The following is a 16,015-nucleotide window of genomic DNA, read 5'->3' on the forward strand; positions in this document are numbered from 1 at the left end:
CCACGCGTGGGTGGCCGGTTGCGGCCCAACAGGACCGTGACATCAATGACCAACGCAGCATGCGGCGGACAGCGGCCATGCTTTCGGTCAGCCAACAAAAAAGCCGCTGCAGGGCAGCGGCTAGTCAGGTCACGCGCAGACGGCCTCGAATCAGAGGTCGACCCGGCGGGCCTGCATGAACTTGTTGCCCCAGTAGCCACTGAGCAGGGTGTCGACGCGGACGTCCTTGCCGGTGCTCGGGGCATGCAGGAAGCGGCCGTCGCCCACATAGATGCCGACGTGGTCGACCCGGCCCTTGCGGCCGAAGAACACCAGGTCGCCTGCGGCCAGGGCGGCGCGGTCGTTGATCAGTTCGGCATTGGCGTCATGCGCCATTTCACGCGAGACGCGCGGCAGCTCGATGCCCAGGGCCGAGCGGAACACATAACCGACCAGGCCGCTGCAGTCGAAGCCGCTGTCCGGATTGCTGCCACCCCAACGGTAGGGGGTGCCAAGCAGGGTCATGGCCCGGCGCAGCAGCGACTGCACCTTGCCGTTGTCGGCAGCGGTACCGACAACGACGCTGCCATTGGCGGCGCTGCTGGTGTCGTAATTGGCGAGCAGGCGGCTGAGGTCACCGGCCACCATGGCCGAGCGGTCCATCAGGGGAATGGTGTCATTGGCGGCCAGGTGCGGCAGCAGGGCGGCCAGGGTGGCGCTGGCGGCGGCATCGGCGCGGCTGCGCTGCGGAGCGGTGGCGTCGGCCTTGGCGGCTGCGCGGGGGGCGGTCTCGGCGGCTGCAGCCGGGGTCGCATCGGTACGGGTGGGAGCGGACTGCGACCAGGCCGGAAGGCTGGTCAGACACAATGCCAAGCCCAGCAGAAGCGGGCGGACACTACGCGAAGAAGCGGCGGTCTGGCCTTGGCACGTCGGGTCGTTTGTCGTCACGCGTCGGTCACAAGGAAAAAAACGATGGGGCATCATGCCCTGTAAAAGCAGTAATAAGTTAAAAATTCCGTTAGTAAATCGTTAGTTGCATGGTGATGGTTGTCACAGTTTTGAACATATCGCCTGTTCATTTTAGCGAAGGACGCGTTTTGCCCCTGTGTAGTGGTCCTTCCAATAGGGGCCGCTGAGCGAATCCAGGCGGACCGTCCCGCCGGTGCTCGGGGCGTGCACGAATCGACCTTCGCCGACGTAGATCCCCACGTGACTGACATTGCCGCGGCTGCCAAAAAAGACCAGGTCGCCGGTTGCCAGGCGCTTCGGGTCGATCTTCGGGCCCTGTACCGCCGCCAGGTCGCGTGAGGTCCGCGGCAGCTTCAGGTCCAGCATTTCACGGTAGACGTAAGCGACCAGGCCGCTGCAGTCGAAGCCGGATTCGGGCGTGTTGCCGCCGTAGCGGTAGGGCGTGCCGACCAGGCTGATGGCACGCATCAGCACCGAATTGGCGGCCTCGGGGTTGTCCGGTGTGGTGCTGGGCCAGCTTGCCGCAGGCGGTGGCGGTGCGGAACGGACGGCCTTGCCGCCGCCACAGGCGGTCAGCAGCAGGGGCAGGGCGAGCAGCAGGGCGGGCGCGAGGCGCCGGCGCGTGCCGGACGAAACTGGCGTGATGTGCATGTTCTCCGGATAATGCGCGACCTTGGATTGGCCGTCATGATGGCGGCGTCCCCGCCGGGCGACAACCCGCCCCAACCCGCCTGCCTCCGGCAGATCCAGACAGAGTTGCGCATGAAGATCGAAAAAGACCGCGTTGTCCGCTTCCACTACACCGTCTCCGAGGCCGGCCAGGAGCCGATCGAATCGTCCAAGGACCGCGGCGAGCCGCTGGCGATCCTGATCGGCCACGGCAACATCATCCCGGGCCTGGAAAACGCCATGATGGACAAGGAAGCCGGCGCGACCTTCGACGTCGACGTCAAGGCGGCCGATGCCTACGGCGAGCGCCGTGATGGCCTGTCCCAGCGCGTGCCGAAGAAGCACTTCGGTACCGCCAAGCTGGTCCCGGGCCAGCAGGTCGTGCTGCAGACCAACTTCGGCCCGCGTGCCGTGACCGTGCAGAAGGTCGGGATGAGTGTGGTCGACGTCGACCTGAACCACCCGATGGCCGGCAAGGACCTGCATTTCGACGTCGAGATCGTCGACGTGCGCGAAGCCGGCAAGGAAGAGCTCGAACACGGCCACGTCCACGGCGACGGCGGTCACCAGCACTGATCGCGCTGCGATCGTGATGGCAGCAACGGCCCGCTTCGGCGGGCCGTTGCGTATGTGGAACAGGGCGGAGCCATCCATGGTCCGCAGGCCGGCGGCATAATGACGGACCTGCACGCCGGATGCCCCGTGAACACCGCTTCCCCTTCCCTGCAACCGGTGGCTTCCGGCGAACGCATCGCCCTGCTGGACATACTGCGTGGGTTTGCCCTGCTGGGCATCCTGCTGATGAACATCGAGGCCCTCAGCGGGCCGCTGGACCTGGCCTTCACCGGCATCGACGCGCATTGGCAGGGCATCGACTACTGGGCCGATGCCTTCGTCTATGTGTTCGTGCAGGGAAAGTTCTTCACCCTGTTCTCGCTGCTGTTCGGCGCGGGCTTTGCGGTGATGGCCCAGCGTGCTGAAGCGGCGGGTCGCCCGTTCACGCCGTTCTACCTGCGCCGCAGCGCCGGGCTGCTGCTGATCGGCCTGTGCCACGCACTGCTGGTCTGGTCCGGCGACATCCTGGTGCTGTATGCACTGGCCTCGCTGCCGTTGCTGGCTTGCCGCGAAGCACCGCGCAGCTGGCTGCCGTGGATGGGTCTGCTGGTGTATGCACTGGGTGTCGCGCTGATGCTGCTGGTCGGCGCAATGGTGTCGATGGCCACCCCGCAGGACCTGCAGAAGATGCTGGTCGACGCGCAGCAGGGCATCGACCAGCAACGCCTGGTGTACGGCCAGGGCGACTGGATGCAGGCCAACGTGCAGCGCCTGCATGAGTTCGGCGCGTCGCTGGGGGGCATGTTCATTTCCGGACCCGAAGTGCTGGGCATGTTCCTGCTGGGCGCCTGGTTCGCTGGCAGCGGCGCATTGACCGCGCCGGAGCGGTTCCCCCGGTTGTATGCCGGCCTGCGCTGGGTCGCGCTGCCTGTGGGATTGCTGGTCACCCTGGCCGGTGTGCTGTGGATGCCCTATCTGGCGCCGGGTGTCTATGACCTGCCGACCACCACGGCCATGGCACTGGTGGCCGTGGGCGGCGTGCCGATGTGCCTGGGCTACCTGGCCTGGATTGTGCACTGGCGTGCGCGCATGGGCTGGCTGGCGCCGGTCGGGCGGATGGCGCTGACCCATTACCTTGGTCAGTCGGTGGTCTGTACGTTGCTGTTCTATCACTACGGGCTGGGGTGGTTCGATGCAGTGCCGCGTGCCTGGCAGCTGCTGTTCGCCTTGCTGCTGTTCGCTGCGCAGGTAGCCCTCAGCCGTCTGTGGCTGCGCCGTTTCTGCTTCGGTCCGATGGAATGGCTGTGGCGTGCGATGACCTACCAACAGTGGCCAGCGATGCGCCGTGAGGCCGCGCAGGGGTGATCGATGCAGGCTGCGCGTGCATCGTCCTGTGCGGCTGCGTGCATCGTCAAGCACACCACTGCACACCCTCACGTCTGGCCTGCAGCGGGCCATGGCATGCTCACAGCAGCATGAGCGCCTGCGCCAGCCAGCTGCCTGTCGATCTTTTCTGCGGGCGCGCGCCCGTCATCGATCCTGTTCCCTGTCGACCCGAGCGATTCCGATGAACACTCCCTCTTATGACTACGATCTGATCGTCCTTGGCGGCGGTTCCGCTGGCCTGGCCGGTGCCATCCGCGCTGCGCAGCATGGCAAGCGTGTTGCCCTGCTGGAGCCGGGTGAACTGGGCGGCACCTGCGTGAATGTAGGCTGCGTGCCGAAGAAGGCGATGTGGCTTGCCGCCGATCTGGCCGAGCGCATCGGCCTGGCCAGCGCGATGGGCTTCGACGTGGAGGCGCGTCCGGCGCTGTCGTGGAAGGAACTGGTGATCCATCGCCAGGCCTACATCAGCAACATCCACACCAGTTACCACAAGCGCCTGGATGAAACCGGCGTGGTGCGCATCCCGGCCCGTGGCCATCTGCTGGATGCGCACACCGTGGCGTGCAGTGATGGCGTGCAGTACAGCGCTGCACACATCCTCATTGCTACCGGCGCCCATCCGCAGCGGCCCGACATTCCCGGCGCCGAACTGGGTCTGGTGTCCGACGATTTCTTCGACCTGCGCGCGGCACCGGCCGAGGTCGCCATCGTCGGCGGCGGCTATATCGCGGTGGAACTTGCCGGGCTGTTGCAGGCCCTGGGCAGCAAGGTGAGCCTGCTGGTGCGTAGTAGTCGCCTGCTGGAGCGCTTCGACTACGAGCTGACCGCGCAGCTGGCCGAGAACCTGCGCCAGCAGGGTGTCCGCATCCACTTCGATTACCGTCTGCGTGAGTTGAAGCGCGACGGCGAACGCGTGCGCGCGTTCGGCCATGACGGTCCGACCGACAGCATGTTCGATGCCGTGTTCTTCGCGACCGGCCGGCGCGGCAACAGCCGGGATCTCGGTCTGGAGGCGCTGGGCATCGGCATCGGCGAACACCAGCAGGTGGAGGTGGACGAGTGGCAGACCACGGCGGTGCCGAGCGTACATGCGGTCGGTGACATCGCAGGCAAGGTCGGCCTGACGCCGGTCGCCGTGGCTGCATCGCGCCGTCTGATGGATCGTCTGTTCGGCGGTCGCCCGGACGCGAAGATGGACTACGACAACGTGGCCAGCGTGGTGTTCTCGCACCCGCCGCTGGGCGCAGTGGGCATGAGCGAGGAAGATGCACGTGCGCGCTTCGAGCAGGTGACGGTGTACCACAGCCGGTTCCGGCCGATGCTGCAGGCACTGGCCAACGGCACCCAGCGCAGCCTGTTCAAGATGGTGTGTGCCGGGCCGGAAGAGCGTGTGGTCGGTGTACACCTGCTCGGCGAGGCGGCCGACGAGATCCTGCAGGGTTTCGCGGTGGCGGTGAAGATGGGTGCGACCAAGGCCCAGTTCGACGACACGGTGGCGATTCACCCGACGTCTGCTGAAGAAGTGGTGTTGATGCGCTGAGCCGGGCGGTGGTAGAGCCGAGCCCACGCTCGGCTGCGTTCCGCGCACACAGGGTGCAGCCGAGCGCGGGCTCGGCTCTACAGGTCAGCAGGCGCCTCCATGCGACAATGATGGCCCCACGCCTTTCCGGGCCGCCCCGCGCGGCCCGCCGTCGTCCTGATGTCCAGCCCCGCTTCTCGCATCGCCACCACGTCCCCGCGTATCGCCCTGGGCGGCATCGGCCTGGCTGCGATCGGCGCCATTGCCGCTTCGGGCAAGGCGATCATCGTCAAGCTGGGGCTGCGCCATGGTGTGGACGCGACCACGCTGCTGGCGCTGCGCATGCTGATGGCGCTGCCCCTGTTCGCGCTGATGGCGGTGTGGGCTTCGCGGCGTGCGGAGCGGTTGTCCTGGGCTGACCGGGCGCGCGTGCTATGGCTCGGCTTCACCGGGTACTACCTGTCCAGCCTGCTGGATTTCCAGGGCCTGCAGTACATCAGCGTGACCCTGGAACGGTTGATCCTGTACTTGAACCCGACCCTGGTGCTGCTGATAAACGTGCTGCTGGCGCGGCAGCGGCCGGGTCGCTGGCAGGTCGGTGCGCTGGTGCTCAGCTATCTCGGCGTGCTGATCGCGTTCGGCCATGACCTGCAGCGCGAAGGTGGGCAGATCATTCTCGGCAGCCTGCTGGTGCTGGGCAGTGCGCTCAGCTATGCGCTCTATCTGTTCGGCAGCGGTCAGGTGGTCGCCCGTATCGGCGCGGTGCGCCTGACCGCCTATGCCAGCTGCGTGGCCAGTGTGCTGGTGTTGCTGCATTTCACCATTACCCACCCGCTGCCGCTGCTGTGGCAGGCACCCGCTGCGGTGCAGTGGCTGTCGCTGATCAATGCGACGGTCTGCACCGTGCTGCCGGTGCTGGCGATCATGCTGGCGGTGCAGCGCGTCGGCTCGTCGCTGGCCGCGCAGGTGGGTATGCTGGGCCCGGTTTCCACCATCGTGATGAGCCTATGGCTGCTCGACGAACCGATGGGGCCGGCGCAGATCGCCGGCACCGTGCTGGTCCTGCTCGGCGTACTGCTGGTGACGCGGCTGCGCCGCTGACGCCGGAGCAGGCGCGTGCGCGCATCATGGCGGTGATCCATGCAATCCCGCCAGGGCAGGTGATGGGCTACGGGCAGGTCGCGATGCGCGCCGGCCTGCCCGGACGCGCCCGGCTGACCGCACGCATCCTCGGCCAGAATGACGATCCCTCGCTACCTTGGCACCGGGTGCTGCGCTCGGATGGGCGCATCGCCATGGCTGAAGGTTCGGCCGGCTGGCGCGAACAGTCGCAGCGGCTGCGTGCCGAGGGTGTGGTCGTGGAAAACGGCCGGGTGCGGATGCCCGCGGTCGACCCGGCGGCGGCGCTGGATGCGGCCGTATGGGGGCCGGGTTGATGGCTGCCTGCGACTGAACGGGCGGCCGGCCGCTCTGGTCAAAAAGGGCCGGTGCTGCGGCTATGATGGAGGCCGTTCCATGCCGGTGTCCCCATGTTCCCGCGACTGCCAACCGTCACCAAGGCCCTGTTGATCGCCAACGCGATCCTGTTCCTGCTGCAGCAGCCGTTCCTGCTCGGCATGCAGACCTTCGAGCCGTTCATGCTGCAGCCGCTGCAGCAGGGCTTCGATGCGTTCTCGCCGGGCGGCAACTTCCAGCCCTGGCAGCTGCTGACCTACGGCTTCCTGCATGGCAGCTTCTTCCATCTGTTCTTCAACATGCTGGCCGTCTTCATGTTCGGCGCGCCGCTGGAACAGACCTGGGGCGAGAAGCGCTTCCTGATCTACTACCTGGTGTGCGTGGTCGGTGCCGGTCTGTGCCAGTTGCTGGTCGGCACGATGCTGGAGAACCCGGCCACGGTGCTGGGTGCTTCCGGTGGTGTGTTCGGCCTGCTGCTGGCCTACGGCATGCTGTTCCCCAACCAGCGGGTGATGCTGCTGTTCCCGCCGATTCCGATGAAGGCGCGTACGTTCGTGATCCTGTTCGGCGTGGGCGAGCTGGTGCTGGGCATGACTGGCTGGCAGCCGGGCGTGGCCCATTTCGCACACCTCGGCGGCATGCTGTTCGGCTGGCTGCTGATCCGTTACTGGCGTGGCCAACCGCCGTTCAACAAGCGTCGTCCCCCCGGCCCGCCGAAGCGCCCGAACCATCTGCGCAGCGTGAAGTGAGGCGCAGGCTCATTTGACGCTGGTAGGTGCCAACCTTGGTTGGCACGCGTTGACGCCGGTAGATGCCAACCTTGGTTGGCAATCACCTCTGCCACGTTGTGCCAACCAAGGTTGGCGCCTACCAACAGCAGGTCATGCAGGCGGCGGGGCATACCGACATCCACGCATGGCGTGGATCTACAGATCCTGCAGCACCACCTGCGCGGCATTGTGTCCCGGCGCACCGGTCACCCCGCCGCCCGGATGTGTGCCCGCGCCGCACAGGTAAAGGCCGGGCAGGGCGCCGCGATAGCCGGCCTGGCCCACCATCGGCCGTGCCGAGAACAGCTGGTTGGCGCTGAGCGCGCCGTGGAAGATGTCGCCGCCGATCAGCCCGAACGTCCGCTCCAGATCCAACGGTGAAAGCGCCTGCCGACCGAGCACGCTGTCGGCGAAGCCCGGAGCGAAGTGATCGACGGTGGCGATCATCAAGTCGGCGACGGTATCGCGGTGATCATCCCAGTGCCGGCCATCGGGCAGCTCCGGCGCCACGTGCTGGCAGAACAGGCTGGCCACATGCTGCCCGGGCGGCGCCAGCGAATCGTCCAGCGTGCTCGGAATCAGCATCTCCACGATCGGCTCGCGCGACCAGCCATCGCGGCGTGCATCCAGCCAGGCACGGTCCATGTAATCCAGGCTGGGCGCCATGATGATGCCGGCACTGAGGTGGTCGCCGGGGCCGGGCAGGGCGCGGAAATCCGGTAGCCGCGACAGCGCCACGTTCATCCGGAACGTGCCCGAGCCGCAGCGCCAGTTCGCCATGCGTTCGCGGGTGGTGGCGGGAACCTGGGCGGGTTGAAGCAGTTGTTCGTACAGCAGCTTCGGATTGACGTTGGCCACCACCGCACGTGCGCGCAGGCTCTCGCCGCCGGACAGCGCGACGCCGACCACGCGTCCGTCTTCAACCAACAGGCGCTGCACGCCGGCATCCACGCGCAGCTCGGCACCTGCCGCACGCGCGGATGCGGCGATGGCCTGGCTGATCGCACCCATGCCACCGATGGCGTGGCCCCAGGCGCCCTTGACCCCGTTGCACTGGCCGAACACGTGATGCAGCAGCACGTACGCGCTGCCCGGCGTGTAGGGGCTGGCGTAGTTGCCGACAATGCCATCGAACCCGAACAGGGCCTTGATCGGCTCGCTCTCGAACCAGCGGTCCAGGTATTCGGCGGCCGACAGCGTGAACAGATCCAGCAGTTCCTGCCGCAATGCGGGATCAAGCGCGGCCAGCTCGCGCCCGAGCCGGCCCATCTGCCACAGCGCGGGCAGCGCGCGCCAGCCGGCCGTCACCCCGAGGTCGGGCGGCGGACGCAGCGCCCAGTCGCGCAGCACGTCGGCAAATACTTCCAGACGCGCTTCATAGGCGGGCAGCGCCTGCGCATCGCGCTCGGAGAATTTCGCCACTTCCGCCTGGGTGCGGCCCGGTGCAGACAGCAGGTAGCGACCATCGGGCAATGGCAGGAAGTTGTTGGCCGGCCGCGCGACGATGCGCAGCCCGTGCGCATGCAGCTGCAGCTCCTCGATCACCTTCGGCTGCAGCAGCGACACCGTGTACGAGGCCACCGAGTTGCGGAAGCCGGGATGGAACTCCTCGGTGACCGCCGCACCGCCAAGGACGCTGCGGCGCTCCAGCACCAGCACGCGCTGCCCCGCGCGCGCCAGGTACGCCGCACACACCAGCCCGTTGTGGCCGCCGCCAACGATGATCGTGTCCCACGTCGTCATGCGTTGCGGATCGCCGCTTCAATGGTGGCGATGTCGATCTTCTTCATCGGCATCATCGCGTTGAAGGCGCGCTTGGCCAGAGCCTTGTCCTTGCTGGTCACCGCTTCGATCAGCATGCGTGGGCTGATCTGCCAGGAGATGCCCCAGCGGTCCTTGCACCAGCCGCATTGGCTTTCCTGGCCACCGTTGCCGACGATCGCATTCCACAGGCGATCGGTCTCGGCCTGGTCCTCAGTGGAAATCTGGAACGAGAACGCTTCGCTGTGCTTGAAGGTCGGGCCGCCATTGAGCCCGACACAGGGGACACCGCAGACCGTGAACTCGACGGTGAGGACGTCACCCTGCTTGCCGTCGGGGAAGTCGCCGGGCGCGTGATGCACGGCGGTTACTTCACTGTCGGGAAAGGTCCTTGCATAGAACGTGGCGGCCTCGAGCGCACCGTTGTCGTACCAGACGCAGATCGTGTTCTTGTGAGCCATGGCGGGGCTCCGCAGTGGACGAAGGCGCAGCGATAGCACGCGTGGTGTTAATGCCGGATCGTGCTGCACTGCGGGAGCTCGCGGCGCCGCGCTACCATGGGCAGACGACACGACAGGGATGATGCGTGAAGATCCTGATTCTGGGTGGATATGGGGTGTTCGGTGGGCGTCTGGTCCGCTTGCTGGCGGACCTGCCGATGCTGGAACTGCTGATCGGTGGCCGCAACCTGGCGGCGGCACAGGCCTTCTGTGCAAGCTATGTGGGGCAATCGACACTGCGCCCACTGCAGGTCGACCGGCAGCAGCTGGCTGCGGCTTTGCAGGCCGAGCGACCGGAGCTGGTGGTGGATGCCTCCGGTCCTTTCCAGGACTACGGCGAACATCGCTACGGCGCGATCGAAGCCTGCATCGCTGCCGGCATTGATTATCTGGACTTCGCCGACGCCGCGGACTTCGTATTCGGCGTTTCGCAGTATGACGCGCAGGCCAGGGCGGCCGGCATCTACGTGCTGTCGGGCGTCAGCAGCTTCCCGGTGTTGACCGCGGCGGTACTGCGCGAGATGGCCACGCACATGGACATCGTCAGCGTGGAAGGCGGCATCGCGCCATCGCCGTATGCCGGCATCGGTCTGAACGTGATGCGTGCGGTGGTCGGCTATGCCGGTTCGCCGGTGAAGCTGCGCCGCAACGGTCGCGACGGGCACGGCATCGGCCTGGCCGAGAGCCGCCGCTTCACCGTCGCGGTGCCGGGGCGGTTGCCGCTGCGCAACCTGCATTTCTCGTTGGTGGATGTGCCCGATCTGCAGGTGCTGCCCCCCGAACATCCGACGATGACCGACATCTGGATGGGGGCAGGCCCGGTACCGGAAATCCTGCATCGCGTGCTGAACCTGCTCGCCAAGGTGCGTCTGCATCTGAAACTGCCGTCGCTGGAGCCGTGCTCGCGGTTGTTCTACACCGTATTGAACCTGATGAAGTTCGGTGAACATCGCGGCGGCATGATCGTACGTGCAGTGGGTACCCGCGATGGTGCGCGTGTCGAACAGAGCTGGCACCTGCTGGCCGAGGCCGATGACGGCCCGTACATTCCGTCGATGGCGATCGAGGCGGTGATCCGCAAGCAGCTGGCCGGTGATCGGCCGGCGCCCGGAGCGCGCGCGGCCACGCATGCGCTGGAATTGAGCGACTACGACCGGCTGTTTGAAGGCCGCACCATCCACACCGGTTTCCGCCGGGACATGCCCGGTGCCAGCCTGTACCAGCGCGTGCTTGGCAGCGCATACGCGCAACTGCCGGCCAGCGTGCAGGCGCTGCATGCCCCGTCTGCCGCCACGCGCTGGTGTGGCACGGCATCGGTCGAACGTGGTCGTGGACTGCTGTCGCGGTTGCTGGGGAAGGTGTTCGGTTTTCCTGCGGCGGGCGCGAGTGTGCCGGTCAGTGTGGAGTTCACCCCGGAGGCGGGTGGTGAGCGCTGGACGCGGACCTTTGCCGGCCGTCGTTTCTCTTCGCTGCAGACGCAGGGGCAGGGGCGCAACGAGGCACTGCTGGTCGAGCGCTTCGGTGCGGTGTCGGTAGCGTTGGCGTTGCTGGTGGAGAACGGGCGGCTGCAACTGGTGCCGCGACGCTGGTCGATCCTGGGCATGCCGTTGCCGCGCGCGCTGCTGCCGGGGGACAACAGCTTCGAGCATGAAGTGGACAGGCGATTCGTGTTCGACGTGGAGATTGGTGCGCCAGTGGTGGGGCGGATCGTGCATTACAGGGGAACGCTGAGACCCGGGTGAGGTCCATCCACGCCAGGCGTGGATCCCCCCCAGGCAACGGCAGTAGATCCACGCCATGCGTGGATGGCCAGAACCACGAAAAAGGGCGCCCGAAGGCGCCCTTTCATCAACACGAAACCGTCAACCTCAGCGCCAGACCTTGATCTGCTCGGCGTCGGTACGCTGCATCGGCTGGCCCGGCTTGCAGCTGAAGCTGGCGCCGAACGCCGGCAGGTTCGACAACGGGCCGTTGGTGCGCCAGCGGCCCGGTGCACGGATGTCGGCGGTCAGGCGGCGTGCGGCCTCGTTCGGCGACAGCTGCTGCGGCCACAGCGCGGCCCAGGCGCGGAAGAAGCCCTGCTGCTGTGCCGGCTTGGCCTTCGGCTCCTGCGCGGTATACGCGGCCCAGGCCAGTTCCAGGCCGGCGATGTCGGCCAGGTTCTCTTCCTGGGTCAGCGTGCCGTTGACCTTGGCTCCCTTCACGCCGGGGAACTCGTAGCCGCCGTACTGCGTGGCGACACGGCTGCCGAGCAGGGTCCAGGCAGTCTTGTCGGCCGGGGTCCACCAGCTGCGCAGTTCACCCTTGGCATCGACCAGCGCACCCTTGGCGTCGATCGCGCGGGTCAGCTCGTGGCCGACCAGACCACCGAAGCTGCCGAACTTGTCGGCGGCATCGGCCTTGGCGTTGAACACCGGACCCTGCAGGATCGCGGCGGTGACGATCAGCCGGTTCTGCGCCAGGTCATAGGCCAGCGACGGCTGCTGCGGCAGCACGTCCCAGCGGCGGTCGGCGTTGCCCTTGCCGATGCGCTTCATTTCCTCGCGGTGACGCCAGGTCGAAGCGATCAGCATGTTGCCGCCGAACGAACCACGGCCCATCGGCTGCACGCTGTAATCCAGGTCGCGCAGCGGGGTGCCGATCTCGATCTTCAGCGCGGCCAGCTTGGCCTGCGCTTCGGTCTTGGCCTCGGCGCTCATCCAGCTGTTGTTCTTGACCGCCTCGATCTGCACTTCGCGCACCTTGTCGACGATCCACGCCGCCTGGCGACGGTCTTCGGCAGACAGGTAACGCGCGGCGTATTCGCGGCCGACCATCGGGCCAGCGGCCACGTTGATCGCGTCCAGCACGCTTTCCCAGCGCTGCGGCGGCAGGGTCTCGCCACGCAGCACGCGGCCACGGAATTCGAACTCCGCATCGCGGTACGCCTTGGACAGGTAAGGTGCCATCGAGTCACCCACGCGCCAGCGCAGGTAGGCCTTCCACTGGTCCGGCTTGAGCTTGCTGACCATGCCGTCGAGCTGCTTGAACAGCGCCGGATCGGCCAGCGAGACCAGGTCATCGTTGACCCCCTGTGCCTTCAGGAATGCATCCAGCTGCAGGTTGCGGTAGCGGCTGTTGAGGTCCTTGGTGGAGATCGGCGCGTAGTTGTTGAACGGGTTGTTGATGCCCGCCAGCGACTGCGCGTTGCGGGCCAGTTCGGTTTCCAGCGCGATCACTGCCTGCGACTCGGCGTCCAGCTTGGCCGCCGGGGTGCCGGTCAGTGCCAGGATCTGCTTGACGTAGTTGCGGTAGCGGCCCATCAGCGCGACGGTGTCGGCGTCGGTGCGGGTGTAGAAGGCCGGGTCAGGCAGGCCCATGCCGCCCTGCATGAAGTAACCGATGTGGCGGTCCAGTGCCTTCAGGTCCACGTCCGGACCGAAGTTGAAGGCCACCGGGATGCCGACCTGGTGCAGCGCGGCGATCGAGGCGGGAATATCCTTGGCCTTCTTGATCGCGTTGATGCGGGTCAGCAACGGCGCGATCGGGTTGGAACCATCGGCCTCCACTGCAGCTTCGTCCAGGCCGCTGGCCCAGAAGTCGCCCAGCAGCTTCTGCACGTTGCCCTGCGGCGCCTTCATCGAGGCGTCCAGCAGTTCACGCTGCTGCTGACGGCTGCGGTCGACCAGCTGGCCCAACGCGGTGGCGGCGCCGATCTGCGGCACCGGGTTGGCCTTCAGCCAGCCCGCGTTGGTGGCATCGTAGAAATCGCTGCACTGCGCACTGACGGCCGGGGCGCGCGCGGCCTTCTTCTTGGCGGCGAACGCATCGTGGGTCGGAACCAGGGTCGCCAGGCTGATGCCCAGGGCGATGGCAAGCGGACGGAAGTTGGGCATGTAGAACGAATCCGTGATGGATTGAGGGCGGGCGAACTATAGCAAGCCGGGCATGGGCGCGGCATGCACGCATCACGGTGCATCCGCCGGGCATGGCCCGGCGCTACCGGGTGGGTGGCATGGGCGCGGCATGCACGCATCACGGTGGTTCTTCGCGCCATGCGCCGACCAAGGTCGGCCTCTACCAACGGCGCGGACCGGCAGGCCGCCAGTAGATCCACGCCACGCGTGGATGGTTGGCGCCGCAAAAAAACAAAGGCCCGGGAAATCCCGGGCCTTTGCAGGCAAACCGTGGCCTCAGCCGTGGCTTACCAGATCACCACCTGCGAGTCGCCGGTGCGCGACATCGGCGTACCCGGCTTGCACTGGAAGGCCGCGGTGAAGGTCGGCAGGTTCGACGGCGCACCGATGGCACGGAACTGCGCCGGCGCGTGCGGGTCGGTCGCCAGGCGGACCTTGGCGTTCTCCGGGGTGTACTTGGTGCGCCACACGGTGGCCCAGTTGAAGAAGAAGCGCTGATCGCGGGTGAAGCCATCGATCTTCGCGTCTTCCTTGCCGGCCGACGCCTTCTGCAGCGCGTCGTAGGCGGTGGCCAGGCCACCCAGGTCGGCGATGTTCTCGCCCAGGGTCAGATGGCCGTTCACGGCCTGGCCGTCGACCTTGTACTGGTCGAACTGCTTGACCAGCTTGCCGGTCAGGCCAGCGAAGTTCTTCGAATCGGCTTCGGTCCACCAGTTCTCGAAGTTGCCGGTCGGCCCGAAGCGGCTGCCCTGGTCGTCGTAACCGTGGGTCATTTCGTGGCCGATGACTGCACCGATGCCGCCGTAGTTCAGCGCGTCGTCGGCCTTCGGGTCGAAGAACGGCGGCTGCAGGATGGCGGCCGGGAACACGATCTCGTTCTGCAGCGGGTTGTAGTAGGCGTTGACCGTCTGCGGGGTCATGCCCCACTCGGTCTTGTCCACCGGCTTGCCGATCTTGGCCAGGTTGTACTGGTAGTTGAACGCAGTGGCCGCGCGTACGTTGCCCAGATAACTGTCACGGTTGGTCTGCAGGCCCGACCAGTCACGCCACTTGTCCGGGTAACCGATCTTCGGAGTGAAGGTTTCCCACTTGGCGATGGCCTTGGCCTTGGTCTCTTCGCTCATCCAGGACAGACCCTGGATGCGTTCCTTCAGCGAGGCGGCCAGGTTCTTCACCAGCTCTTCCATCTTCGCCTTGGCTTCCGGCGAGAAGGCGACCTTCACGTACAGCTGGCCGAAGGCTTCGCCGGCGTCGCTCTCGATGGTGCCCAGCACGCGCTTCCAGCGCGGCTTCTGTTCCTTCTGGCCATTGAGGGTCTTGCCGTAGAACTCGTAGTTCTCCTGCACGAAGGCATCAGCCAGGTACGGCGAAGCGCTGTCCACGGTGTGGAAGCGCAGGTAGGCGCGCCACACCGACGGATCGGTGTCGCCCAGCGCCTTGCTCACTTCCTGGTGGAAGGCCGGGATGGCCAGCGAGAACTTCTCCGGCGCGGCCACGTTCTGCGACTTGAAGAACTCGGTCCAGCTGAAGTTCGGGGTCAGCGCATCGGCCTCGGCCAGGCTGACCGGGTGGTAGTACAGCGAGACATCGCGCGACAGCTCGACGCTGGACTTGGATGCCTTGGCCAGGCGGGTCTCGAACTTGACGACTTCTTCAGCCTGCTTGGCGGCATCGGCAGCGGCCACGCCGGACAGCTCCAGCACCTTGGCCACGTGGGCCTGGTAGGCCTTCAGCTTGTCGGCCTTGGACGCGTCGGTATAGAAGGTCTTGTCCGGCAGGCCCAGGCCGCCCTGGCTGGCGTAAGCCATGTTCACGGCCGAGTTCTTGAAATCGGCTTCGGCGCCGAAGCCGAACAGCACGTTCTCGCCCTTGGCGGCGCTGCTGCGCAGGTAGTTGGCGATGGCGGCCTTGTCCTGCAGGCCATCGATCGCAGCCAGGTCGGCCTTCAGCGGCTCGATGCCCTGCGCGTTGACCTTGGCTTCGTCCATGCCGGTGGCCCACAGGTCGCCGACGATCTTCTCGATGCCGGCCGGGTTCTTGACCTGCGCGACCTGCTCGGCCAGCTGGTGCTGCACGGCCACCGAGCGCTCGTCGAGGATGGTGAAGGCGCCCCAGCTGGTGCGGTCGCCCGGAATCTCGTTGGCGGCCAGCCACTTGCCGTTGACGTAGTCGCCGAAGGCGGTGCAGGCGTCCAGGTTGCTGTCCAGATCGCTGGCCTGGAAGGCGTTGTAGGCCGGCAGCTTGCTCTCGTCGAGCTTGTAGGTGGTGGCGGCGTCGGCCGCGGCCGGCGTGGAGGCGGTGGCATCCTTTGCCGGGGTTTCGTTCTTGCCGCAGCCGACCAGCGCGGCCGAAACGGCCAGGGTCAGCAGCACGATCTTGGGAGTACGGGTCACTTGAATGGCCTCCAGGCCGAGTGAGTCAGGGAAGGGCCGGGGGAACGGCCGTGGGCCGAACGATACGCCGCCGGCCCACACTGCAAGGGTGTCGAAGGTCATGGCCGGGCGCAAGGGCCTTGCCGGTACCGGAAAAAGACAGACCCGGCAAAAGCCGGGTCTG

At 66.7% G+C, this 16,015-nt stretch carries 13 protein-coding genes and 1 pseudogene; 8 read left to right on the forward strand and 6 right to left on the reverse strand.

Features of this window, described 5'->3' with window-relative positions:
- Nucleotides 1–150: 150 nt before the first annotated feature.
- Nucleotides 151–927 (reverse strand): C40 family peptidase, encoded by a 777-nt coding sequence (locus AC13GI_RS14115; protein WP_380655890.1) that lies wholly within the window; start codon nt 925–927, stop codon nt 151–153.
- Between the two features lie 132 nt (nt 928–1,059).
- Nucleotides 1,060–1,599, reverse strand: coding sequence for a C40 family peptidase (locus tag AC13GI_RS14120; RefSeq protein ID WP_099819008.1), 540 nt, complete (start codon nt 1,597–1,599; stop codon nt 1,060–1,062).
- A gap of 111 nt (nt 1,600–1,710) precedes the next feature.
- Here AC13GI_RS14120 and AC13GI_RS14125 point away from each other — a divergent pair, with 111 nt between their 5' ends.
- The 7 genes and pseudogenes from AC13GI_RS14125 to AC13GI_RS14155 all read left to right on the forward strand — a co-directional run bounded on the left by AC13GI_RS14125 (nt 1,711) and on the right by AC13GI_RS14155 (nt 7,281).
- Complete coding sequence (locus tag AC13GI_RS14125; RefSeq protein ID WP_025876084.1) at nt 1,711–2,193, forward strand: FKBP-type peptidyl-prolyl cis-trans isomerase; 483 nt, start codon at nt 1,711–1,713, stop codon at nt 2,191–2,193.
- Nucleotides 2,194–2,292: 99 nt separating this feature from the next.
- Nucleotides 2,293–3,537 (forward strand): DUF418 domain-containing protein, encoded by a 1,245-nt coding sequence (locus AC13GI_RS14130; protein WP_482996624.1) that lies wholly within the window; start codon nt 2,293–2,295, stop codon nt 3,535–3,537.
- A gap of 63 nt (nt 3,538–3,600) precedes the next feature.
- Nucleotides 3,601–3,743 (forward strand): annotated as a pseudogene (locus tag AC13GI_RS14135) (amino acid dehydrogenase); the annotation flags it as partial.
- Nucleotides 3,740–5,098, forward strand: a complete 1,359-nt coding sequence (gene gorA, locus AC13GI_RS14140; RefSeq protein WP_482996625.1) for a glutathione-disulfide reductase — start codon at nt 3,740–3,742, stop codon at nt 5,096–5,098. The pseudogene AC13GI_RS14135 and the gene gorA, both read left to right, overlap by 4 nt.
- Before the next feature lie 159 nt (nt 5,099–5,257).
- Complete coding sequence (locus tag AC13GI_RS14145; RefSeq protein ID WP_482996626.1) at nt 5,258–6,178, forward strand: DMT family transporter; 921 nt, start codon at nt 5,258–5,260, stop codon at nt 6,176–6,178.
- On the forward strand, nt 6,085–6,513 hold the full coding sequence (locus AC13GI_RS14150) for an MGMT family protein (protein WP_482996627.1): 429 nt from the start codon (nt 6,085–6,087) through the stop codon (nt 6,511–6,513). The genes AC13GI_RS14145 and AC13GI_RS14150 overlap by 94 nt, the downstream gene beginning before the upstream one ends.
- A gap of 93 nt (nt 6,514–6,606) precedes the next feature.
- A complete protein-coding gene (locus tag AC13GI_RS14155; protein ID WP_380658099.1) occupies nt 6,607–7,281 on the forward strand; it encodes a rhomboid family intramembrane serine protease in 675 nt (224 codons plus the stop codon).
- Between the two features lie 177 nt (nt 7,282–7,458).
- Here AC13GI_RS14155 and AC13GI_RS14160 read toward each other — a convergent pair whose 3' ends face one another.
- Both AC13GI_RS14160 and AC13GI_RS14165 read right to left on the reverse strand, forming a co-directional pair.
- Nucleotides 7,459–9,045 carry a phytoene desaturase family protein gene (locus AC13GI_RS14160; RefSeq protein ID WP_482996628.1) on the reverse strand — a complete coding sequence of 529 codons (1,587 nt, stop codon included), beginning with the start codon at nt 9,043–9,045 and terminating at the stop codon, nt 7,459–7,461.
- Complete coding sequence (locus AC13GI_RS14165; RefSeq protein WP_482996629.1) at nt 9,042–9,524, reverse strand: VOC family protein; 483 nt, start codon at nt 9,522–9,524, stop codon at nt 9,042–9,044. Before AC13GI_RS14165 ends, AC13GI_RS14160 begins: the two co-directional genes overlap by 4 nt.
- Nucleotides 9,525–9,649: 125 nt before the next feature.
- On the opposite strand from AC13GI_RS14165, the gene AC13GI_RS14170 reads away from it, so the two are divergent.
- Nucleotides 9,650–11,305 carry a saccharopine dehydrogenase family protein gene (locus AC13GI_RS14170; protein ID WP_482996630.1) on the forward strand — a complete coding sequence of 552 codons (1,656 nt, stop codon included), beginning with the start codon at nt 9,650–9,652 and terminating at the stop codon, nt 11,303–11,305.
- Between the two features lie 126 nt (nt 11,306–11,431).
- Here AC13GI_RS14170 and AC13GI_RS14175 read toward each other — a convergent pair whose 3' ends face one another.
- Nucleotides 11,432–13,438, reverse strand: a complete 2,007-nt coding sequence (locus AC13GI_RS14175; RefSeq protein WP_482996631.1) for a M13 family metallopeptidase — start codon at nt 13,436–13,438, stop codon at nt 11,432–11,434.
- 308 nt (nt 13,439–13,746) lie between these two features.
- Nucleotides 13,747–15,852, reverse strand: a complete 2,106-nt coding sequence (locus AC13GI_RS14180; protein ID WP_099819018.1) for a M13 family metallopeptidase — start codon at nt 15,850–15,852, stop codon at nt 13,747–13,749.
- Nucleotides 15,853–16,015 lie beyond the last annotated feature (163 nt).

Source organism: Stenotrophomonas sp. 82F1 (genome assembly GCF_056861525.1).

Excerpts from the sequence above, each read along its gene's own strand:
- AC13GI_RS14120 (WP_099819008.1), bottom strand. The coding sequence starts at position 1,599 with ATGCACATCACGCCAGTTTCGTCCGGCACGCGCCGGCGCCTCGCGCCC.
- AC13GI_RS14125 (WP_025876084.1), top strand. The coding sequence starts at position 1,711 with ATGAAGATCGAAAAAGACCGCGTTGTCCGCTTCCACTACACCGTCTCC.
- AC13GI_RS14130 (WP_482996624.1), top strand. The coding sequence starts at position 2,293 with ATGACGGACCTGCACGCCGGATGCCCCGTGAACACCGCTTCCCCTTCC.
- gorA (WP_482996625.1), top strand. The coding sequence starts at position 3,740 with ATGAACACTCCCTCTTATGACTACGATCTGATCGTCCTTGGCGGCGGT.
- AC13GI_RS14145 (WP_482996626.1), top strand. The coding sequence starts at position 5,258 with ATGTCCAGCCCCGCTTCTCGCATCGCCACCACGTCCCCGCGTATCGCC.
- AC13GI_RS14150 (WP_482996627.1), top strand. The coding sequence starts at position 6,085 with ATGGCTGCTCGACGAACCGATGGGGCCGGCGCAGATCGCCGGCACCGT.
- AC13GI_RS14155 (WP_380658099.1), top strand. The coding sequence starts at position 6,607 with ATGTTCCCGCGACTGCCAACCGTCACCAAGGCCCTGTTGATCGCCAAC.
- AC13GI_RS14160 (WP_482996628.1), bottom strand. The coding sequence starts at position 9,045 with ATGACGACGTGGGACACGATCATCGTTGGCGGCGGCCACAACGGGCTG.
- AC13GI_RS14165 (WP_482996629.1), bottom strand. The coding sequence starts at position 9,524 with ATGGCTCACAAGAACACGATCTGCGTCTGGTACGACAACGGTGCGCTC.
- AC13GI_RS14175 (WP_482996631.1), bottom strand. The coding sequence starts at position 13,438 with ATGCCCAACTTCCGTCCGCTTGCCATCGCCCTGGGCATCAGCCTGGCG.